Below are 20,625 nucleotides of genomic sequence, written 5' to 3'. Positions count from 1 at the left end.
AGGCGCCTTTAAGGACAGGTAGCACAGCTGTTGTATATTGCTATAGAGCTTAAGCGGAAGGTTGGTAGTAAGAGCTTGTTTACTGTAAGCGGTTAATCTTTTTTGCAAGAGTACATGATGTTATCGGCTTTGTGTAATAGCTGAGCTAAGTCGCAGTTTATATTTGGCACTACTTCTACAGCACCCACAGAAAAACAAATTTCTTTGTAACCATAGTTCTTAAAATCATTCTCTTGTTTTTCTTTAATTCGTTCAATGAACTCTTTTTGTGCAACTTTATCTTCATTATTTAAGATAATAACAAACTCATCACCACCCCAGCGACAAAGCAAATCTGTTTTTCTGATGCATGATCTTAGAACATTGGCAAAACGTTTAAGGACTTCGTCACCAGCATTATGGCCTAGAGTATCGTTTATTTTCTTAAAGTTATTTAGATCTATAAAAAGTAATTGAGCTGCTCTGTTAAGACGGTTACCTAATTTTTGAAATTGGATAAAGGCTTCTTCAAAGCCTCGTCTATTATGTATTTCAGTTAAGGGATCTAATCGACTTTCTATTTTTAATTCACTCTCTTTATAAAGGTGTGCCAAATCACTGCTGATCACATCTCTTAATACTTCAAGCATCTCAAGAAAAGGTTGCTTGTAATTAGTCGGCGATGTATCCATAACACATAAAGTACCGAAGCACTTACCATCAGGCCAATGGATAGGATAAACCAAGTACGATACGTAATTATCTTCTGTTACTTCTGGGTTATTATCCCATTCATTAGTTTTTGAGGCATCCTTGACGTAGAGCGGCGAGTTACTTCTAACTACTTTATGGCAATAAACATTAGTTTCAATACTTGCAGAGCCGCCTGGGGAATAATGGGTCGTAGGTAATTCTGAAGCAACTAGAACTTCAATGCCTTTGTTGGAAGCTTGATTTATAAATGCCACTGGCGAGTTGAACAACGCTGCAATTGAATTAACGAGCCTTTGCCAACGTTCCCACTCAATATCTTTAAGTGCCAAATCGTGAAGTGATGTATAAGGATATCCAGCCATTCGAACTCCAGAGCTACTAATCACAATGAAGTATAGTACATAAGTTCTAAAAATATGGTAACGCCATGTGTAATTAATAGGTGCACTTGTTGCTCTTCATGACTTATTGATTACGATATTATACTTATGTAATTTCTAACCTTACGTTAGCTCAGTAAGAAAGGCTCACTCTTTTCATCACAAAATATGTGCTATATTATGTCAAGAATGATGTACCTTAATTAGGGTTGGCGTTCCAATTTAAACTACCAAAATACTTTAATTTGGACTTTAGTAATAACTACAGTTTAGCAATTACTGCATAATGGGTCTGAACATGGAAGAAGAAACGGTACCTCGTAAATTCAAGATCGGCATGTCTATTTTCAATACTGCTATTATTCTAGCCGGCCTTGGTTGTCTCTTGTACTCGGGAGCTATAATAATTGAAAATTACTTTTAATTTACTTTGCTTTCGGAGTAGGGATATCTGAAAGTTTAGTCGTGTAATTTAACGGTGCTAAATCGTCTTTAGGTCTCCAAGGGTGAGAGAATCCTTCACTTGCAAGTTTCAATGTACTTCGTCCAAATTTTCTATTTATCATCATCAATGACTAACGTTTTTGAGCTAATATTCAGTGGTAAATTCTCCGATAAAAGCTCAAGTTGTTGCATATCATCGTGTAATGAAAGTTCTTCAAAAATAACACCGGCTTTTTTGTATTTGAACCCCTTCTTAAAAATAGCTTTTAATGCAAAGCTTGCATAAGACACCAGTGTAGATGTATCCGCTGTGGAGTAGGGTAGTTTTATTGATTGTGACTTATGATACTGCGGCTCTGCCTGTCTAAATGAATCTGTGTGGATGAATACTGTTATTGCTGATGTATAAGATTTAAATCGACGAAGCTTAAACGCTGCTTTTGTTGCATGTGCTGTAACAGCTTCAGAAAGCTCCGTAAGCTCAATCACCGGTATTCCCATACTTTGAGATACGCAAATTCTATCGCGAGAGTCGTTAATATCTTTCAATTCTACCGCAGGTTTTCCTCGTAACTCTTCCACAGTACGGGCAAGAACAACTGTGAACGTCTTTTTGATCCAACTAATGTCTGGACTTCCCAATCTTAACTAGACTAGTAGCTTCAGCAAATAGTCTAAATTCTATTACTCCTCCAAGACCGCATGACAAAGGACCGCATATGAGGCGCTATAGACTACCTGATGTAGCAGGAGCAGAGAACTTTGGACGTGAGCTCGGGCCAATAATCTTTTCTGATGTATGAATCACTTAGATAGCTTTCTTATGCTAGTCTAGATAATTAAATTACCAAGGAGTCGATTACAATGCAGTTAAAGCATATAAAATCATTGCAACTTTCAAAAGCTATAGTGTCTAAAATGACCATGGAAGTAAGGAATGAATATGAATTATTTCTTGAGAATCAATTAATGTTTTTTAGGGATTTTTTTCCTACAGGCTATGAAAGCCTTGATGATACCCATAACATTTTGCTAGCTATCGTAGAGGGCGAAATTGTGGCGTTTAGGTATTTTTACTTTCATAACAGAGTATGCGAATTATTCAATACATATGTCGACTCTGCTAATCGCCGACAGTCTATAGCTACACAGCTAATTGAGGACTCGATTCATATATCACATCAGAATAGGCTTAATAAATTTGTGATTCGTATGGCATCTGAAAACGCTGAGAGAACAGGGCTTTACCATAAATATAAAGTGCTCGGAAATCATAAGTTTAATACAAGTCAATTTACGATCTATTATGCCGGAAAAGAGGCTGTGATAGGCTGAAATAAAGCTTCTGTTTTACTTTGTGTTAAATTAATTTATTACAAGTCCTAAGCTAATGGCCTGTAAAAGGAGGTTAAAACGTCGACGTTCCACTGTCAGACAAGCATTGTGAAGAGTTGGGGGTTAAATAAGGTGATACTTTAATTCGCGAAGCCGTAGAAGGTAAATTAGCCCTTACATTAAGTAAGTATCATAAGCAATTTCTTAGTTACGCTGAAATCGATATAGCAACTAATCTAACATGTGTTTTTATGTGACTCGATACATTCCATTTCGTTAATGCTAATTCAAAAGATTTCTCTGCTAAACTTAAATCAATGCGTGATTTTAAGCGGGTGTCAAATGACAGAAAGCCAGTTAAAGTTATCAAGTAACTCTGATTTAGTTCAAATAATTTCATGTGGAGAACTTACATCCCATTCAAACCCTTTGTCAGAAATAACAGTTGTAAGAAATGGTGTGAATGCATCCGGAGTGTATGCTTTTGCCAGTCTAATGGGGTGGGATATGGCAACAGTCGCAAACGCATTAGGTACAACATCTGCAACATTATCGCGATGTAAATCTAAATCATTAAGTTCACAAACTAGCGAACATGCGATTGAAGTTGCAAGACTAAGTATGATTGGAATTAACTATTTTGGTTGCATCGAAAATTGGAATGCATGGTTAAATACTGCTCATATTCAATTTAACAGTCGAGCACCTCGATTAGTGTTGAACTCAATACGCGGACGTGAGCTAATTAAAAATGTTATTAAGCAGCTTCAGTACGGTTTCACAGCATGATGACTGTTTAGCTTAGTTTTATCTAAATATTTTCACTTCACTGTTTCAGTCACAGTCAATCACGGGAATATCTGACCATCGGGTAGTGTAATGTGGTGATAAAAAAGCGCGTCTCATAGCCCATTTTTGCGTGAGCTTTTCACTGCCAATGCTTAAAGCGCCAACACCATAGCGGTTGTTAATTGTGTCGATACACGTCATTATTTTAGGGTTGTCAGCACTTTTGTTAAACATATCTGTTTGATAAAAGTACTCACTCTCAAGTTCAATTGCACCGATTCCACATCGATAAAAACGGGTATCGGGTTTATATAGTGTATTGATAACTTCTGACACCGCTTTTGCAATGACGCGAGTATCGGATGTTGGTGTGATAAAGTCATACAGCATCGACTTTTTGTAATAGACTTCTTCATGCGGGGAGCTGGCTGCAAATATAACAATACGCTTTGTTAAAGAGTGTTGTCGTCTTAACTTCCTAGCCACAATAGCAGCATGTGTTACAAGCGCAGCTTTTAAAGGAGTGATATCAGTAATGCGCTCGCCAAAGCTGCGTGTTGAAAAGATTTCTTTCTTATTTTGTTTTACTTCATCCCAAGTTAAACACGCTACACCATTGAGTTCATTAACTGTGCGTTCAACCACGACGCTGAACATTTTTCTCATTGCTTTAGGGTTTTGATTTGCTAAATCCAAGGCTGTTTGTATATTCAGTTGTTTTAATTTATTACCTAGGCGAGAGCCAATTCCCCACACATCGGTTACGGCCATCTTAGATAAAATTTCACAGCGTGATTTATCATCATTGATAACGGCGACACCGTTATATCCAAACAGCTTCTTAGCGGCATGATTGGCTGCTTTTGCGAGCGTGGGGGTAGGCCCAAACCCAACACCAACAGGCAATCCCGTTTCACGCCACACGGCACGACGAATAACCTGCCCATACTCAGCCCAATCACTAATTACTTTAGAAAATCCAGAGAAACTTAAAAATGATTCATCAATACTGTATACGTAGTGGTCATCACAAAAACGCCCGATAACCGTCATCATTCGCTCACTTAAATCAGCATAAAGCTCATAGTTAGATGAGCGTACAACAACATCATGCAGCTCTAAGTAGCGTTTAATTTTAAAGTAAGGCTGAAACTTGGGGATGTTGATTTGTCTAGCAATAGGACATACAGCACATATACACCCATCGTTATTTGTTAAAACAACAACGGGCTTGTGTCGTATAGCTGGGTCAAACACTTTCTCAGCACTGGCATAAAATGCCACTGCATCAACTAGGGCAAACATTTACTGAGTGCGACTTTATTTTTATGAAGCCGAATACTGGTTGTAACGACGCCTTCGAGTTTGAAGTCGTCTTCAGGTGAGATATAAACAGATGAATAATTCTTAGATGCAGAGATTAGCAAGCGATTCGATTTATCGATAATTTTGCACACGAATGTACCGTTGTAGCTTGCAACGATAACATCACCGGAAGATACGTTCTCAGCTCTATCAACGACAAGTAAATCACCATCAAAAATCCCGACATCTTGCATAGACTGCCCAGATGCAAGGCCTATAAAGGTCGCATTAGGGTGGCGAATAACAAGCTCATCTAACGATATGCCTAGCTCAGTATATTCTGCTGCTGGTGATTCAAAGCCGGTAATGCCCGCTTCGATAAAAATTGGAATAACAAACATATGCACCTCACTGTATATGCATACAGTATAGTTTGATTGTCTGTGTCATTCCACTCTTTTGAAGTTTCTCCGTTTAGATTTTCATCCCATAAAAAGTTACTGCTAATAACGGCCGGTTATTTGAGAGCTTATTGTTTTGTTTTTTGTATTTGTGACAAAAAAAGATATTTCTTTTTCAATTAGTTATTATTTTAAATTATCTTTATATGGCGTTAATTGCTTGAAATGACGTTAAGCTTAAAAATAAATGGTAAATAGCTTGATTTTGTGAGTTTAGCCGCTACTTTAAAAAAAGAGATTGAATTTTAGAGTGAGAGTTAGCGTTATGAATGAACATTCAAATCACAGCAATATTGATAGTGTATATAACAAAGAAAGTATGCGACGTCGCCTTGATCGGTTCAGTCGTTTTAATATCAGCGGCCTTTGCCCGACACTGAAAGATAACCAGCCGCATTTTTTCGAATCGTTCAATGAGTCACATTTTGCATTGATGTTTGAGTTTGATCAAACGATAAAATCTGTTCGAACCCAGCCATTTTCAATCAGTTATACAGATGACAATAAGAAGCGGTTGTATACACCTGATTTCTCATTAAGTTATTGTGATGAAAGTATTTGTGTGGTCGAAGTGAAGCACTCAAAAGCGATTGATGAAAAGACAAAACGCACTCATTTTTTGATTGAAAAAGCGCTTGCGAAGCTGGGCTTTAAATTTTCGGTTTTGACCGAAGAAGACTTACCGTCACGCAGGGCTTTATCAAACATGAAGATGATATTACGCAATGCTTTGTCAATGAAAGTTGTGAATGATGAGCATGTGAACATACTGCTTAATGTCTTACCGAGTGAGCTGACTCTACAGAAAGCACACGCAATTTGTGATGCTCTGAACTTAAATAGAAATCTGATTTGTCATTTTATTTTGAAAGATTATGTAAAAATGGATGTTTCATGCAATATCTGTAATGAAACCGTTTTAACTAACAATATTCACGGTGATGCATAATGAGCGGTGTGATTAAACAAGGCACAAAGTTTAGAATGGATAACAGTTCTTATATAGTGCGTTCGATAGCGCAAGAGCACTTCGATAATATGATTTTTTACTCATTGCTTGATGATGACAGTCAGAAAATGAGTAATGCAAGAATTGAGTGCATGACACAATCTGAGCTTCATAAAAAGCTAATAAATAGCGAAGCGCTTTTGTATGAGCGCGCTTCTGACATACCAATGCAACAATTGCTGACTGAAAATCAATTAAATCAGATGAGTATGTGGCAAGCGTTTTTTGACTTGCATTTCGAGAAACACAGTAAAAATTTTACTGCAAAGCATAATGTTGATGAAAGCATCGCAGCTTTCGGTTGGCAAAGTTACAACTCAAGAAAATACTCGCGTAGCACGTGCCAAGCGAAGATAAAAGCGTACCGAGATTCTGGTTGTGATATACGTTCATCAATTGGCCATGGCCATCACGCAAAGAAAAGCTCAAAGCGAATGACGGCTGCAACAGAAGATTTAATCTACGGGTATTTTTGTGATTATTATCTAGTTAGAAGCGATGCAACTGCAAAATCTGTACATGCAATAGCAGATATGTTGAGAGCCAAGATACGCGAGCTTAGTAAATCAAAGCCAGCGTGTTATCCAGTCATACCGTGTGTCGACACTATATATCGTCGTTTTCACGAATCGCTTGCATTATTGACGACACAAAAGACTTTAAGCAAAGCTGAAGCTAAAAAACTGCGTTATAAACTGGGTCGTGAGTTTGTGCCTGAAGACCCATTGGAACGGGTTGAAATGGACGCGGTTTATATCAATCAAGGTTTAAACAACGACGCGAGCAAATATCTTGGCACTATTGTAATGATGATTGCGATTGATACTTGTACGCGTTGCCCTCTCGGCTATTCAATTCATGTAGGTAAAAACGCATCTGAATCTGCTGATTTAGCTATCGAATGTTTGAAAAGTGTTGTGACTCCCAAAGATAACCCATTATGGCCTGCGTATGGTATACCGTCAAAAATTATCACAGACGCAACAACTGCGACTAAAGGCAATATGTACAAGTCGCTTGCTTTGCAATTGGGTTCGAACCCAATCGTCACGCGTAGTGGCGAGGGGCAGAGTAAGCCATTTATTGAAAGCTTCTTCCGCACGCTACGACGTGAGTTTTTAAGTAAACTGCCGGGCTATCTAGGCTCAAAAACGCGTATAAATAATAGTCATCTAGAAGCGACAGAAGATGCTGAACTTCATGCATCAATGACGCTTGAAGAATTTGTCGCTGCGTTTGAAGATTACATCACAAATACATATATGAAATCAGCTCACAGTGGACTTAAAAATCGTGCGCCGCTTGATGTGTGGATGAATGCAATCAGTAAAAATCCACTGCTGCAAACCGTACCTGAAAATGCAGAGTTATCTGAATTTCGCGGCTGTTATCGTGCAAAGTGTAAGCTATACGGTAACGGCTCAATTAAGCTTAAAAATGAGCAGTATGTAAGTGATGAGCTGAAAGCCTTGAGCTTGTCAGATGTGAAAAGTGTTGAATGTTTTTACAGTGATATTGATACAAGTAGTGTTGTTGTGAAGCATCAAAACGACACATTTATCGTGCCACTGCGTGAGATGAATCATCATACCGACGTGGGGGTTCAACAAGCTGAGCTTGATGCTGCTCGTAACGCGCAATTCAGTGAATGTGATGTTGTTGAGCGTAAGCATTATGAGTATAAGTATGGCAGCAAGCTGGGTTTGCCTAATTTCAAAAAAGCTAAGCAAAAGCAAGCTGAAAAGCGTGAGATTGAAACAGGTCGCAAACAGGCAGCTCGGACAAAATACAATAACGATAAAGCAATTGATGTTGATTCTATTGATGCGCGCGAGCAAATTTTAAACTCGCTAAATGCGCAAGTTGCTGTCGAAGAAGATATCGACACTGGTGCAACTTTTGATGATTTTGAGCCCGGTGGTGAGCTATGAGTTGTTTAAAAGGCAAGGCTGAATTGTTATACAGTAAAACATTTGATTGCGCGAATAATCGTCTTGAGCTTGCTGATTTGCTTGAAGAATCACAGCAGACACTGAGTCTTGGTGTGGGTAGTTGTAGTGTAATAGTAGGTGACTCAGGCAGTGGTAAAACAACGCTGGTTAAAGCTTTTATAAAGCGATTCAATGAAAAGCACAGCACAGACGTAAGTGAAAACAAGTCAATAAAAGCATGTTATATTCGCTCGCCGTCGAACATGAGCCCGCTTGACCTTTACCGTGCAATCTTAGGTAGTATGGCCGAGCCCGGCTCAATACAAGGCTCTGAAGTTGAGCTTCGTCGACGTATCGCGCAGCAAGTTAAGAACAAGCGTTATCGTGTTCTTGTGTTTGATGAGTTTCAGCAAGTTGTTGAAAAAGTGGGTGTGAAATCGGCGCGCCAAATTGCTGATTACCTTAAAGAGTTAGTTGATGAATTAGGGTTGTTTCTTGTGTTTGCAGGCACTTCAAAAGTCATGAATATACTTGAAATTAATGAACAATTCGCATCACGATGTTCACTCATAATTGAGAAGAAACTGCTTTCAGTCTCGACAAGAAAAAATTATGTTCACTTTGTGAAATATCTAATAACTCTGAATGAACATTTGAAATTTTCTCAAATTGACTTCACAAACCCTGAAATCAGCTTGCCTATTTTTGCCATGACAAAAGGTGATTTGCGTCAACTGAGCATGCTTATTCGCAAGGCTGTTTTTCATGCATGCGACAAAAATAGAGATGAAGTTCTCGTGAAAGATTTTGCTGCTGTGTTTAGTTCAATTAGTGCGTCAAAGAAAAATCAAGCAAATCCATTTTCTAAAAAGTTCTCTTTGCTAAAAGTAGAATTAGGAGTTAATTATGAACTCTAATCATTTTATATCACCATATGCAGCGTGTGCGGCCGTGGCTCGCTTTTATGGATTTGCAACAGTTAAAAAGTTGATGCTATCTAATGCTATTCAGACACCAACGCGATTTGAACTTTATGCACATTCTCACTTTGAAAAGTTACTTGAAAATGAGCAGATTAAACAGGATATTGAGCAATATAAATTATTAGACTATGCGCAAGTGCTTGAAAAAAGCGGCACAATAAATGACTCTGATAATATTAAGATTTGTCCTCACTGCTATCACAACACGGGGATTCAACTTTATCAATGGCAGCATATTGAAGTGACAAGTTGTCGGGTACATGAATGTTCGCTAATCAATGTAAAAAACCTGCCTCTTTATGACTTACAAGAGTCATATGATTTACTGAGTTTTGAGCGATACATGCTGTGTTTGAGTGAGACTGAAAGCTCAGAGTTTGCTGAAAAGCTACTAGGGTTCTCAAGCCTTTTATTCAGACCCTTTGACTTTATTCAAGCAAAAATTAAATTTCAAAAATTTAGTGTTCAGGAAATGAGGTTTTTATTAGATGATGTGTTCAAGGTTTTGTCATGCCCATCCCTAAGTGAAACGTGGAGGCACTTATTATTAAAGCACAGAGCGCAATTTGAGAAATGTGGTGAGTTAGTCATGCATCATCGATTCGATGAGATTGCTAACTCAATCTACTCAATTCAGCATGAGTATAACTTTTTAAAATCGACTGAAGAGGTAGAAGCAAAGACTCTTTTATTAAAATATCATGGTGCTCAGATTGACAAGTCTTTATACGTTTCTACTCATCGCTTTGACAGTAAATTCGATTCACAAAGTTTTTCTTACCAAGTCGACGGGGCAGCTCTTTCTGAGTTTTTGGGTATCAATATGAAGTCGCTTTCTCATGTTGCTCAGCAAAACATGTTTGATGCAATCTATCTTTGTAAGCAACAAGATAAGTCATTTTATGACATGAGAAAAGTTGCAGAAGCTTTATCGAAATCATTTGAGCTAGTTTCTGAATGTGATGATAAATTCTTGAAAGTAAGTGATGTGCCCAATGGCATCTATGATTTGTTTGATTTATCGAGAGATGAGCTTGTTAGTTGTGTATTAAATAGTCATGTCGAAGGTTTATATAAAGTCAATACAAGCATTGAGCGTGTTAATCATTTATATGTAAGTGAGAAAGGGTTAAAGCAATTATTGAAAGAAAAGTGGAAAGCAATAGATGATGTGAATAAGTATGACGCTATTCGTATGTTGAAAATAAATGCTGATGTTTTAGATACACTGATTGAAAATGAGTATCTAAAACTATCAACGAAAAACAGTGAACAAATAGATGCAGATAGCATACGTGAATTTGTTTCTAACTACCTAATATTAAATAGAAAAGCTAATTTTGAAAAAGCGAGAACGTGCGAAAAACGTATTACTGGGTGCTGTAACGTGCAGCCAATCTTTCAAATCTACATGGATCCAAATAGGACAGATTTTGTTCTGTATGACAAAGCACATCTCAATGATTGTTGTATGCAAAAATTACAATCACGATTTACACATTTTAGTAAATCAAACATAGATTTATCAAAAGACGTCATCATTTTTAGAAACAAACGACGTCATTAGCTAGAGTTTTTAGTCGACTTGTTTAGTTTCGCTTAGCTGTCTTGATTTGACAAAAAGTTGAAATCACTCTAATAATAGGCCAAGTGCATTTAATGCACTTGGCCTTTTTTTTCGTTTGGATTTTGCTCAAAATATTAATGGCAAATTTATTCCAGCGATTAATCGTGAAAAATAACAAATTCTAGCGTTTAATCAGAAACTTGAAGCTATACAAATCAGAAAGTGCTCTTAAATTTTCCCACTATTTCTTTAGCTTAATTCCAGTCTTGGATCAGAAAGAACAAGTTGAGTGTTTCATTCGTTTGGTCGGATTTTAGTCTGTGTCTTTTTTGATTGCTGTTGAACTCTTCTTAAAGCTAAGAATAAACAGTATTTCTGCCGCCTCTTTTTGCTTCATAAAGGTGTAAATCTACCCTTTTGGCTGCCTGTTCAGACGTTTCATTTGGTGCAATTTCTATAACACCTAAGCTTATCGTTGCGCTTATAGACAATGATGTATGTTCCTTTTCGGCAACAGAAAGTCTGATGCGCTCGGCAATATCTTTTGCATGCTCTAAAGATTGATTCTCAAGCACAATTAAAAACTCTTCGCCGCCGACACGACCTACCCGATCAGAACAACGGACGGTTTGCACAATCGTATTGGTTATGGAAATGATTAATTCATCACCAATATCGTGACCGTATTGATCATTGACCGCTTTAAAATGATCGATATCGATAGAAATTAATGAGCTGACTTGCTGATTGAGTTTGTTTTGCAGCATGACGCTTCGTTTTAAATTTAATATAGCTCTGCGATTCGCTATGCCTGTTAGTTCATCTTTTAAAGCGAGTATTTCAAAGTACTTTTTCTGGCGAACTTGTTTGAATGTATAAACGGCGAATAAGAGTAAACACAAGCAAGTTATCATCATAGTTAAGCCTTGCCAAAAAGACTTATCTTCGGCTACTGATAATAGCTTTTGTTGTAGCTTTGACTCATGTTCTAAACGAGAAATCTCAAGGATCTGCTGTTCATAATTAAAGTTTAATCTGGCAGAAATAAGCGTATTATTTGCGATAGCTTGTTGTTTATCTTTAATTAAAGAGATTAATTGTTGTTGAGATGCTATTTGTAAGGAAGTATCTCCTGTTGCAGCTGCAAGCTGCGAGGTTAAATTTAAATAACGCTCCTTTAAGCTCTTGGGCCAAGATTGTTGTTGCGCGGCGGCTATCTTCTCATGAAATGAAAGGGCGGCTTGCAACTGAGCTGTAGCCAAGTACCATTCTGATTTAGTGAAGTTGTAAAGAGTCAAAATCCAGCTGTCAGTAACAGAGAGCGTGTTCGACTCAGTTAGGTATGACTCAGCCTGAGATAGACTGTTAAGTTTTATATTGAGTTCTGTAAGTTTAATTAATATGTAAGCATATCCGTTGTCGCTTTCGAAACGGCGAACATCTTTTTTAATCGACTCGTATAGCTCAATAGCCTTTATTAAGTCGCCTTTTTCTTCATAGGCATACGCGAGTTGATCCGCTACTTTGTACTGCTCTTGCTCATTGAATTTCGTTAACGCTAATTTGGCTCGCTGCAGTTGTTCAATTGCAAGTTCATAGTTGTACAACGCTATGTGAATATCGGCAATTTCTTTTAATGCGAGTGCTTTTTCGTAGTCATTACCTGCTTTTTCAAATAACTGATAAGCAGTTTTAGCAGAGTCGAATGCTTCTTGATAGTTGCCTTTAGCTAACTGAATACGGTTAAGTACTATGTGGGCAAGAGCAATGATTGACAATTTTTTTGAAGAGGTTATTTCGTCTAATGACGACGTGTTAATTATTGGTTTTAAGTGTTCTAGAGCTGTTTGATAATTACCTTGTGTATACTCTTGGTTTGCTTCACAGACAGCAAGTTCCTGTATTAAGTTTAAATTGTTTGCTTGATGAATGACTGGTTTGGCTGTTTCTAGAAAATGTTTATATTCGCTAACCCTGTTTGGGGTTGATACATTAGAAAACCAACATTTAAACGCCATCACTTGCGCATCATCTAGCGCATTTTCATAAGGCATTTGCTTTTCTAATCTAGCTAAAATTTCGACAGATTCAGAATATGTTGTATAACCGTGAAGAACACGGCTGATTTCACTCTGAACATCCTTTGCAGCCACATTGGTTGCAAAAAATAGCAACAAGCACAATATCCTTATCATTTGAGCATTACTCCATAAAGCTACTCTGATACCAATCAATGATATTTTCTTATAATTGAAGTTAGCTTAGCATAATGAAATTTTTGCTTTTAAGATTTTGCGTTGAAAAATATAAATAATTTAATGCTTTAAGCTATGATTGGTTACTTTTGGGATTTGAAAGCAGCTCAACACAAAGTAATGGAATTGTGTACCTAAAATGGTATGGTTATTTTAAATAGTTTTAATTAAAAGGATGTTTTTTTCATGTTAAACAAAATATTACTGTGTAGTGCTTTGTTATTTTCTGTTACAGCACTGGCTGAAAGACCAGACTATTTTAATGATGAGATAGAGCAAGAGTATCTCGCGGTTTTAAAGCATATGGACGAAATGATGCCGCAAACCGATGTAGAGCTTGCCTATTTACCCTCTTTTTACCCGTTTAGCATCTTTGATATACATGCCACAAAATTTAAAAATGACAAAGATAAGCAAGCGTTCACTAACTTTAATTTAGGAGTGCTTGGTAGTCAGTATTTAAATGTTGAACAGCAGTTCGGAACAAAACTCCCTAATTTATTTATTTGCAAAAAAGATCAGTGTACTGAACAAAGGCTTAAGTTAATTAGGTCTTTTTTAGATGTATCAGAGGCACAAATTTTAGCATTTAAAAATAGCCAAAATTTGAAACTCATACAGCAATCTGCGCCGCACGTTTACCGTGTTAACAATACTTTTTACTCTCCCACCCAATTAATAAGCTATACACCATCAAGATATGCTGGGTTTGTACCCTCTGCCGATTATAAAATTCTAAGCCCTGATGCAGAGCCAAACTTGATGGAGCTATCAGCTGATACACAAGAACTCAGAGATTTAATGGTTGAGTATAAGGTTGCAGCTATTACAAAAGATGAGTATGACAACATTAATGTGATTTTCGGTGGTCTTAGTGATAATCATTGGGGGGTGGTCCTTTTAGACAATTATAGTATACCTAGGGAGGGGGATAGGAATGCTTTTGGCCTTGAGTATGAAATAATCAAACCACTCTCCAAGACAAGTTTTTATTATCAAACTAATTAAACCAAGTTTTATCAACAAACAGTTATCAATGGAGTAAACAATGGGGTTGTCTGAAAATAACAAACTAAAGCCCCATAGTTTTGTGTTGAAAAGCTTTGGATTAATAGCACTTTTTGTATCCTTAACAGGATATGCCACCGAGCAGCAAGTTCAGCAGCACGTAGATGCGTTTATTCAGAGTCAATATAAAGATCATTTTCCAGAATTAGTCTCTGATGATGAAATTGGCCGATTAAAGCGTTTTTATGAGCATAGTGATGGAAGAGTCTCTATATTTTGGACTTATCAATCAGGCAATGTTTGGTTAGAGAAGCTGACTCTCATTAAGGTGCAAGATGATGGTTATAGCGAATTGTCGTCTATTTCTATTAACGGCGTAGTAGATAGTACGAAAAAGATTGGCGAACAGCTTGTTATACAATTACGTACATATGATGAAAGTGATCCTCGTTGCTGCCCCAGCAAGAAAACCACTTTACGCTACCGTATTTATAATAGTGATTTAGTTAAATTATAGCCTGGTTGTTTTGCTTCAGGCTATAAATCAAGAATCAGCAAATATGATATTCGCCATGTGGTTTGTTGCTGAACATAAAGGCTTGTAACTCAGATTTAAGTACTTCGACAATGTCGTTTGTAAATGGCGTTCTGATTTCACCAGAGTCTAAATACCTAAGTAAATCAGTTTCATGCTTGAGAGCTGACTGAATAGAGTAGTTAATTGGGTAAGTAACTTTAAATTGTTTGCGTGATATCACGTTGTCGTGGTTTTCAATCTCAACATAAAAAGTTAATTGCTCGTCTTCTTCGTAAATGTCACTACAGGTGCCTTGCTCACGAATACAATCTAAAACAATATTTTTAATGAAAATATCAAATTCGTTCATATTAATCCCTCAATTTTTGCCCATCCATTGGGTACAACTGAAATCTAGCAAAAAATAATTAATCTAGCCAATTCAATTTTGCATCTTTTGGATTAACACTTTCTGAACGGGGTGGTTTAAAAGCATTAGGGGGGACGTAGGAGTTAGTTGATAGAGAATAGTCGTTAGAGGATAGGATGCGCGAAACAGGTTTCACGCCTACGTTGTAGCAGCGGCTTTATGCCGCGTCATTGATAAATTTTACGAGAAACGAGAAACGAGAAACGAGAAACGAGAAACGAGAGGCGAGATAAAACGCGATGTAAATTGGCCGCTACACAATCAGGTCCATTCCAAATTTAAAATCTGACGGGCTAAAGCCCGACCTACAATACAGGTCGTCATTTATGGCGACTAGAGGTGAGGTAGACGCGCACCTCGCAACTTTCTCTTAAAAATTCGCTAACTTACCCTCGCAATTAAACAACCATAAACGCGATGTAAAATGGCTGCTACACAATCAGGTTCAGACCAAATTCAAAAATTGACGGGCTAAAGCCCGACCTACATGTAGGTCGTCATTTATGGCGACTAGGGGTGAGGTAGAAGCGCATCTCGCATCTCGCTCCTCGTAACTTTCCCCTTTCCCCTAGTAACTCACTAACTTACCCTCGCAATTAAACAACCATAAACGCGATGTAAAATGGCTGCTACACAATCAGGTCCATAGCAAATATAAAATCTGACGGACTAAAGCCCGACCTACAAGGTCGTCATTTATGGCGACAAGGACTCGACCCTCGCGTCTCGCACTTCGATCCTCTCACCTCGCATCTCGATCCTCGAACCTCGCACCTTTCCCCTAGTAACTCGCTAACTACTCCTAAAGCCTAGAGCCTAGAGCCTAGAGCCCAGAGCCTAAATCCTAGCCCCTAAAACCTCCCCCCTCACAATCTCTGCGCCTTTACTTAGCGCACTGAGCTTGGCGCTTGCTATGTTGCGAGGAAGGGGAGCCATACCGCAGTTTGTGCATGGGTAAAGCTTGTCGGCATCAACATATTTCAAGGCTTCGCGTAATGTCTGTGCTACTTCATCAGGGGTTTCGATTTCATTGCTCGCTACATCAATGGCACCAACCATCACTTTTTTGCCGCGAATGAGTGCTAATAGCTCAATGGGCACGCGAGAGTTGTGGCACTCAAGTGAAATAATATCGATATTCGATTTTTGAAGTTTTGGGAATACTTCTTCGTATTGACGCCATTCATTGCCTAGTGTTTGTTTCCAATCAGTGTTGGCTTTAATGCCATAGCCGTAGCAAATGTGCACGGCGGTTTCGCACTTTAAGCCTTCGATTGCTCTTTCTAGGCACTTAATGCCCCAGTCATTAACATCATCGAAGAACACATTAAACGCAGGCTCATCAAATTGAATAATATCAACACCAGCAGCTTCGAGCTCTTTCGCTTCTTGATTGAGGATTTTGGCAAATTCCCACGCTAGTTTTTCACGGCTTTGATAGTGGGCGTCATACAAGGTATCGATCATGGTCATTGGCCCTGGCAATGCCCATTTTATAGGTTGCTTGGTCTGCGAACGTAAAAACTTGGCGTCTTCAACAAACACTGGTTTGCTGCGTGATACCGGGCCAATTACACTTGGTACACTGGCTTCGTAGCGATTACGAATGGTCACTGTTTTACGGTTTTCAAAATCAACGCCATTTAAGTGTTCGATAAAGGTCGTTACAAAGTGTTGGCGAGTTTGCTCGCCGTCGCTCACGATATCAACGCCAGCTTGTTGTTGCTCTTGTAAGGCAACACGCAGCGCATCTTGTTTGCCGTCGATAAGCTCTGCGCCTTGCAATTTCCAAGGCGACCATAAGGTTTCAGGCTCAGCAAGCCAAGCAGGTTTTGGTAAGCTGCCAGCTGTCGATGTGGGTAATAACTTTCTCATTTTTACTCTCTTTAAATCGCGTAGTTAGCAGACCATTTCTCAAGCATTGATTGATAAGGCTTAATAAAGTGCTGCTCTGTAAATTTACCTTGTGCAATCGCAAGTTGGCTGCGCTCTTCACGGTCGTAGACAATCTGCGTGATCGAGTGATCGGCGTTTCTTAAATTTGGTTGATAGCAACTACCCGCCACGGCATTGGCATTATAAATTTCTGGACGGTAGATTTTTTGGAATGTTTCCATGGTGCTAATCGTGCTGATCAACTCTAAGTTGGTGTAATCGTTCAGCAGGTCACCAAAGAAATAAAACGCCAGCGGAGCAACTGTGTTTGGTGGCATAAAATAGCGCACCTGCAAGCCCATTTTTTTAAAGTATTGCTCGGTTAATGACGACTCATTTGGTTGGTACTCAGCACCTAAAATTGGGTGTTGGTTTTCTGTACGATGGTACGTTTTGTTATCAGACACGCTTAAACAAATAACAGGAGGTTTTTTAAAGTGTTGTTTATAGGTTTCTGAATTTATGAAGCTTTTAAAAAGTTTGCCATGAAGATCACCAAAGTTTTCGGGAATGCTAAATTCGTTTTTCGCTTTGTTATGATCAAGCAGCAGTACGCTAAAGTCGTAATCACGTACATACGATGAAAAGTTATTACCAACAATTCCTTCGATACGTTCATTAGTTTGGTGATCAATGATATTGGTTTTTAATACCTCAATAGATGGGAAAGCTTCAGCGCTCCCCGCAATTTCTAAATCAACCGAAATGATTTCAAGTTCTACTGAATAGCGGTTGCCTTGCGGGTTATCCCAATTTGCTAGTGCATTAAAGCGGCTATCAATCATTTTTAATGCATTACGCAAATTTTGTTGACGGCTTGCGCCTCGTGCCAAGTTAGCAAAGTTAGTTGTAATACGCGTGCTGTTAGATGGGTGATAGTTTTCGTCTAGCTTTAAACTTTTAACTGTATATTTAAAATCGTTGTTCATAGCAATGTGTCCATATTTCCTGAGATAAATGATTGCTGCTCACCTTCCTTAAATCGCTAGGTCATTAACCTTGAGGTGGCTTGGTATCAATTTATACGTGCTCAGTATCATGAAGAAAAACGTTTTTATTTCAGGTAAAACATGAGGCAGATTCATAAATATTTACTGTTTTAGTAAAACATTTAGGAAGGGATAGTGAAAAAATGCTTTAAAGTCATTTTGGACGTCTGGATTTCTAAATGGGTTTGTTAGAGTTGCAGTAATTTCATATAAAACGTGAGTAATATTCACTACTTAACAGGACTTTTGAGAGCAACCCCGTACTTTATTGTTGTTATACTCGGTTCCCTAAACCAACAACATAGACAAATACAATGAATGAATTAATCGTGCTTATTATCGCTTGCGCCGTACTTGGCAGTGGGGTTGGCTTTTTAGCGGGGCTATTAGGAATTGGTGGCGGTTTGGTGATTGTGCCCATATTAAGCATGATCTTGCTGCACTTTCAGGTGTTACCTGCTGAGCAAGTTGTGCTGGTGGCGATTGCTACATCGCTTGCCTCAATTCTGTTTACATCTACGTCATCAGCTATCGCTCACCATAAAAATGGTAATGTGCCTTGGCAATTGGCTCCGTGGGTGATGACTGGGGTTGCACTAGGTGCACTTATCAGTGGCTTTTTGGCTTCACTATTACCAGAACATGTAGTGCGAATTGTATTTGCTGTGAGTGTATTGCTTATTGCACTAAAAATGATTTTAGGCAGTAAAAATGACAGCCAAACATTACGCTCGCTACCTAATAAAGGCCTGTTAACATTTTATACAAGCATCACGGGGGGGCTCTCTGCCATGATAGGTATTGGCGGTGGTGCGGTACTTGTGCCGTTACTAACGTTTTTCTCGGTGGATATGAAAAAAGCTATTGGCTGTGCCTCGGCCTGCGGTATTGTCATTGCGCTATTTGGTTCAGTGGGTTACATCAGCTCGGGCAGTCAGTACCTTACATTAAAAGAGGGCTTTGCCGGTTTTGTTTATTTACCAGCCTTGTTTGGTATTGTTTGTACTTCGTGGTTTACCGCACCATTAGGTGCAAAAGCAACGCATCATTTGCCTGTGTCTACCATCAAGAAAATCTTTGCAGGGCTTTTGGTAATTATGGCTGTGAATATGCTTATAAAGTAGTGTTAACTATTAAATCTACTTTGCGATTTATTTAAAGTTAGCAGTGCTTTTTGAACCAACACTCAAAAAACTCTATAAACGCTTTCACTTGCCGAGGTTGGAATTGCCTGCTTGGATATATCACCTGTAGGCCGACACTTTTTTTATCGCTGTGGCTAAAGCCTCGAACATACTCATCTAGTATCAAAATAAGGTCGCCTGTTTTGAGGTCATTTTTGATATCAATGTATGATTTTAAGGCTATGCCATGGCCTTGATTTGCCCAGCGTCTTACCACCTCACCGTCTGAGCATGAAAGGTGGGGAGCTACTTTAATAGAAAAGTGCGTGTTATCTACCTCAAAATGCCAGTCATTTAGCGGTTGCCCAAGTCGCTCAAGTACAAGGCAACGATGATTTTTTAAATCTTCGGGATGCCTTGGCAAGCCAAACGATTCTATATAGCTAGGTGAGGCGCAAAGCACACGGCGGTTATTACATAGCGGGCGGCTAATCAAGTTACTATCAGGCAAATTGCCGAATCTAAATGCCAGATCAATACCTTCCTCAACAATATTGGTAACCCCATCTGTCAGTACTAAGTGCGGTTTAACATCTGGGTGGCTATTGATGAATTCTGCTAATGCGGGTGCAACAAACTGGCGACCAAAGTCAGATGTTGCAGAGAGTTTCAGCTGGCCTCTTAGGCTTTGTTGCGACTCTTGAAGTATGTTTTCTGTGTTTTCGACTTCTGCTAATACTCTTAAACAGCCACTATAAAAACGTTCACCTGCATCTGTTAAGGCAATACTGCGCGTATTACGCGTTAACAATCGCGTATCGTAATTTTGCTCAATTTTATTAATTCGTGCTGTCATACTTGCAGGCGAAAGCCCCAATTTTCTTCCCGCAGCGGCTAAACCTCCCGCTTTTACAACGTGAACAAAAAGCGCCATATCATCAATTTTTGACATTATTCTTCAGTTTTAATGAATACTTATTTAACTCTAAGGCTAATTATCAATTTAGTCAAAATAGTTAAACTCATTTCATCACTTGAAGGAGATAGAAATGCAGCTTAATCATGCTCTGTTATTAGCAACGAATATCCAGCACATGGCTCAGTTTTTAGAGTCGTTAGGCCTTAAAAAGGGGCCAAGGCCAGCATTTGGTTTTGATGGTGTTTGGTTATATGACGACTTGGATACACCATGCATTCATATAGCAGCTAAGTTTGGCATAAATGAATCGCAATCTGATTACTTAACCCAAGCTTCGGTATCAACAGAAGCAGTTGGCTTATCAACGGTTGACCACCTTGCTTTCTTTGCAACTGATTATCAAGAAGTTAAAGCACGGCTAGAAGCAACTTCAATACCATTCGTTGAGCGGGAAGTGCCGGCAGCGAATGAGCATCAAGTGTTTATTCAAGGGCCTGATGGCTTAAAAATAGAAATTTTATTTACACGCAGCGAGCTTATTTAAAAGGTAC

At 38.6% G+C, this 20,625-nt stretch carries 20 protein-coding genes; 10 read left to right on the top strand and 10 right to left on the bottom strand.

All coding sequences use genetic code 11. The annotated features are described in order from the left end of the window. Nucleotides 1-92 precede the first annotated feature (92 nt). The 3 genes from PASHI_RS12785 to PASHI_RS12780 form a co-directional block, all read right to left on the bottom strand. The gene (locus tag PASHI_RS12785; protein WP_062565903.1) at nt 93-1,055 is read right to left on the bottom strand and encodes a sensor domain-containing diguanylate cyclase; all 963 of its coding nucleotides are present in this window, start codon (nt 1,053-1,055) and stop codon (nt 93-95) included. A gap of 443 nt (nt 1,056-1,498) precedes the next feature. Then, the gene (locus PASHI_RS22435; RefSeq protein ID WP_368737278.1) at nt 1,499-1,639 is read right to left on the bottom strand and encodes a DUF4113 domain-containing protein; all 141 of its coding nucleotides are present in this window, start codon (nt 1,637-1,639) and stop codon (nt 1,499-1,501) included. Next, nucleotides 1,629-2,099 carry a DinB/UmuC family translesion DNA polymerase gene (locus PASHI_RS12780; RefSeq protein WP_082710926.1) on the bottom strand — a complete coding sequence of 157 codons (471 nt, stop codon included), beginning with the start codon at nt 2,097-2,099 and terminating at the stop codon, nt 1,629-1,631. Before PASHI_RS12780 ends, PASHI_RS22435 begins: the two co-directional genes overlap by 11 nt. A 282-nt stretch (nt 2,100-2,381) precedes the next feature. Here PASHI_RS12780 and PASHI_RS12775 point away from each other — a divergent pair, with 282 nt between their 5' ends. Both PASHI_RS12775 and PASHI_RS12770 read left to right on the top strand, forming a co-directional pair. Then, on the top strand, nt 2,382-2,852 hold the full coding sequence (locus PASHI_RS12775) for a GNAT family N-acetyltransferase (protein WP_062565901.1): 471 nt from the start codon (nt 2,382-2,384) through the stop codon (nt 2,850-2,852). Nucleotides 2,853-3,194: 342 nt separating this feature from the next. Then, nucleotides 3,195-3,641 carry an antitoxin Xre-like helix-turn-helix domain-containing protein gene (locus PASHI_RS12770; RefSeq protein WP_062565900.1) on the top strand — a complete coding sequence of 149 codons (447 nt, stop codon included), beginning with the start codon at nt 3,195-3,197 and terminating at the stop codon, nt 3,639-3,641. Nucleotides 3,642-3,686: 45 nt separating this feature from the next. Here PASHI_RS12770 and PASHI_RS12765 read toward each other — a convergent pair whose 3' ends face one another. Continuing rightward, on the bottom strand, nt 3,687-4,946 hold the full coding sequence (locus PASHI_RS12765; protein WP_062565899.1) for a Y-family DNA polymerase: 1,260 nt from the start codon (nt 4,944-4,946) through the stop codon (nt 3,687-3,689). Then, complete coding sequence (gene umuD / locus PASHI_RS12760; protein ID WP_062565898.1) at nt 4,934-5,347, bottom strand: translesion error-prone DNA polymerase V autoproteolytic subunit; 414 nt, start codon at nt 5,345-5,347, stop codon at nt 4,934-4,936. Before umuD ends, PASHI_RS12765 begins: the two co-directional genes overlap by 13 nt. Nucleotides 5,348-5,672: 325 nt before the next feature. On the opposite strand from umuD, the gene PASHI_RS12755 reads away from it, so the two are divergent. The 4 genes from PASHI_RS12755 to PASHI_RS12740 are packed head-to-tail and all read left to right on the top strand — an operon-like array spanning nt 5,673 to nt 10,897. After that, a complete protein-coding gene (locus tag PASHI_RS12755; RefSeq protein ID WP_062565897.1) occupies nt 5,673-6,356 on the top strand; it encodes a TnsA endonuclease N-terminal domain-containing protein in 684 nt (227 codons plus the stop codon). Beyond that, entirely contained in the window at nt 6,356-8,347 is a 1,992-nt protein-coding gene (locus tag PASHI_RS12750) for a DDE-type integrase/transposase/recombinase (protein ID WP_062565896.1), read from the top strand. The genes PASHI_RS12755 and PASHI_RS12750 overlap by 1 nt, the downstream gene beginning before the upstream one ends. After that, nucleotides 8,344-9,264 carry a TniB family NTP-binding protein gene (locus PASHI_RS12745; protein WP_062565895.1) on the top strand — a complete coding sequence of 307 codons (921 nt, stop codon included), beginning with the start codon at nt 8,344-8,346 and terminating at the stop codon, nt 9,262-9,264. Before PASHI_RS12750 ends, PASHI_RS12745 begins: the two co-directional genes overlap by 4 nt. Next, the gene (locus PASHI_RS12740; protein WP_062565894.1) at nt 9,254-10,897 is read left to right on the top strand and encodes a hypothetical protein; all 1,644 of its coding nucleotides are present in this window, start codon (nt 9,254-9,256) and stop codon (nt 10,895-10,897) included. Before PASHI_RS12745 ends, PASHI_RS12740 begins: the two co-directional genes overlap by 11 nt. A gap of 356 nt (nt 10,898-11,253) precedes the next feature. Here PASHI_RS12740 and PASHI_RS12735 read toward each other — a convergent pair whose 3' ends face one another. Next, a complete protein-coding gene (locus PASHI_RS12735; RefSeq protein WP_062565893.1) occupies nt 11,254-13,074 on the bottom strand; it encodes a GGDEF domain-containing protein in 1,821 nt (606 codons plus the stop codon). Between the two features lie 264 nt (nt 13,075-13,338). On the opposite strand from PASHI_RS12735, the gene PASHI_RS12730 reads away from it, so the two are divergent. Next, nucleotides 13,339-14,160: a hypothetical protein gene (locus PASHI_RS12730; RefSeq protein ID WP_240701544.1), complete on the top strand. Its 822-nt coding sequence runs from the start codon at nt 13,339-13,341 to the stop codon at nt 14,158-14,160. A 40-nt stretch (nt 14,161-14,200) separates the two neighbouring features. Continuing rightward, a complete protein-coding gene (locus PASHI_RS12725) occupies nt 14,201-14,677 on the top strand; it encodes a hypothetical protein (protein WP_062565892.1) in 477 nt (158 codons plus the stop codon). A 34-nt stretch (nt 14,678-14,711) separates the two neighbouring features. Here PASHI_RS12725 and PASHI_RS12720 read toward each other — a convergent pair whose 3' ends face one another. The 3 genes from PASHI_RS12720 to PASHI_RS12710 all read right to left on the bottom strand — a co-directional run bounded on the left by PASHI_RS12720 (nt 14,712) and on the right by PASHI_RS12710 (nt 17,971). Continuing rightward, nucleotides 14,712-15,047, bottom strand: coding sequence for a hypothetical protein (locus PASHI_RS12720; RefSeq protein ID WP_062565891.1), 336 nt, complete (start codon nt 15,045-15,047; stop codon nt 14,712-14,714). An 897-nt stretch (nt 15,048-15,944) separates the two neighbouring features. Beyond that, nucleotides 15,945-16,982 carry a methionine synthase gene (locus tag PASHI_RS12715; protein WP_062565890.1) on the bottom strand — a complete coding sequence of 346 codons (1,038 nt, stop codon included), beginning with the start codon at nt 16,980-16,982 and terminating at the stop codon, nt 15,945-15,947. Between the two features lie 11 nt (nt 16,983-16,993). Further along, complete coding sequence (locus PASHI_RS12710; protein ID WP_062565889.1) at nt 16,994-17,971, bottom strand: DUF1852 domain-containing protein; 978 nt, start codon at nt 17,969-17,971, stop codon at nt 16,994-16,996. Between the two features lie 374 nt (nt 17,972-18,345). Here PASHI_RS12710 and PASHI_RS12705 point away from each other — a divergent pair, with 374 nt between their 5' ends. Further along, nucleotides 18,346-19,155, top strand: a complete 810-nt coding sequence (locus PASHI_RS12705; protein ID WP_062565888.1) for a sulfite exporter TauE/SafE family protein — start codon at nt 18,346-18,348, stop codon at nt 19,153-19,155. 37 nt (nt 19,156-19,192) lie between these two features. Here the strand turns inward: PASHI_RS12705 and PASHI_RS12700 are convergent, their stop codons facing one another. Then, complete coding sequence (locus PASHI_RS12700; RefSeq protein WP_171037175.1) at nt 19,193-20,107, bottom strand: LysR family transcriptional regulator; 915 nt, start codon at nt 20,105-20,107, stop codon at nt 19,193-19,195. Between the two features lie 97 nt (nt 20,108-20,204). Here PASHI_RS12700 and PASHI_RS12695 point away from each other — a divergent pair, with 97 nt between their 5' ends. Continuing rightward, nucleotides 20,205-20,618 (top strand): VOC family protein, encoded by a 414-nt coding sequence (locus PASHI_RS12695; RefSeq protein ID WP_062565886.1) that lies wholly within the window; start codon nt 20,205-20,207, stop codon nt 20,616-20,618. The last annotated feature ends 7 nt before the right edge of the window (nt 20,619-20,625 follow it).

The sequence above is a fragment of the Pseudoalteromonas shioyasakiensis genome (assembly GCF_001550135.1).
Classification (GTDB): domain Bacteria; phylum Pseudomonadota; class Gammaproteobacteria; order Enterobacterales; family Alteromonadaceae; genus Pseudoalteromonas; species Pseudoalteromonas shioyasakiensis.
This window is presented reverse-complemented; position numbering and strand designations above follow the sequence as displayed.

Bases quoted from the DNA above. Each gene is read 5' to 3' on its own strand.
- PASHI_RS12750 (WP_062565896.1), top strand. From the start codon at position 6,356: ATGAGCGGTGTGATTAAACAAGGCACAAAGTTTAGAATGGATAACAGT.
- umuD (WP_062565898.1), bottom strand. From the start codon at position 5,347: ATGTTTGTTATTCCAATTTTTATCGAAGCGGGCATTACCGGCTTTGAA.
- PASHI_RS12710 (WP_062565889.1), bottom strand. From the start codon at position 17,971: ATGAACAACGATTTTAAATATACAGTTAAAAGTTTAAAGCTAGACGAA.
- PASHI_RS12730 (WP_240701544.1), top strand. From the start codon at position 13,339: ATGTTAAACAAAATATTACTGTGTAGTGCTTTGTTATTTTCTGTTACA.
- PASHI_RS22435 (WP_368737278.1), bottom strand. From the start codon at position 1,639: ATGATAAATAGAAAATTTGGACGAAGTACATTGAAACTTGCAAGTGAA.
- PASHI_RS12705 (WP_062565888.1), top strand. From the start codon at position 18,346: ATGAATGAATTAATCGTGCTTATTATCGCTTGCGCCGTACTTGGCAGT.
- PASHI_RS12755 (WP_062565897.1), top strand. From the start codon at position 5,673: ATGAATGAACATTCAAATCACAGCAATATTGATAGTGTATATAACAAA.
- PASHI_RS12770 (WP_062565900.1), top strand. From the start codon at position 3,195: ATGACAGAAAGCCAGTTAAAGTTATCAAGTAACTCTGATTTAGTTCAA.
- PASHI_RS12765 (WP_062565899.1), bottom strand. From the start codon at position 4,946: ATGTTTGCCCTAGTTGATGCAGTGGCATTTTATGCCAGTGCTGAGAAA.
- PASHI_RS12715 (WP_062565890.1), bottom strand. From the start codon at position 16,982: ATGAGAAAGTTATTACCCACATCGACAGCTGGCAGCTTACCAAAACCT.
- PASHI_RS12775 (WP_062565901.1), top strand. From the start codon at position 2,382: ATGCAGTTAAAGCATATAAAATCATTGCAACTTTCAAAAGCTATAGTG.
- PASHI_RS12785 (WP_062565903.1), bottom strand. From the start codon at position 1,055: ATGGCTGGATATCCTTATACATCACTTCACGATTTGGCACTTAAAGAT.
- PASHI_RS12745 (WP_062565895.1), top strand. From the start codon at position 8,344: ATGAGTTGTTTAAAAGGCAAGGCTGAATTGTTATACAGTAAAACATTT.
- PASHI_RS12700 (WP_171037175.1), bottom strand. From the start codon at position 20,107: ATGTCAAAAATTGATGATATGGCGCTTTTTGTTCACGTTGTAAAAGCG.
- PASHI_RS12725 (WP_062565892.1), top strand. From the start codon at position 14,201: ATGGGGTTGTCTGAAAATAACAAACTAAAGCCCCATAGTTTTGTGTTG.
- PASHI_RS12695 (WP_062565886.1), top strand. From the start codon at position 20,205: ATGCAGCTTAATCATGCTCTGTTATTAGCAACGAATATCCAGCACATG.
- PASHI_RS12720 (WP_062565891.1), bottom strand. From the start codon at position 15,047: ATGAACGAATTTGATATTTTCATTAAAAATATTGTTTTAGATTGTATT.
- PASHI_RS12740 (WP_062565894.1), top strand. From the start codon at position 9,254: ATGAACTCTAATCATTTTATATCACCATATGCAGCGTGTGCGGCCGTG.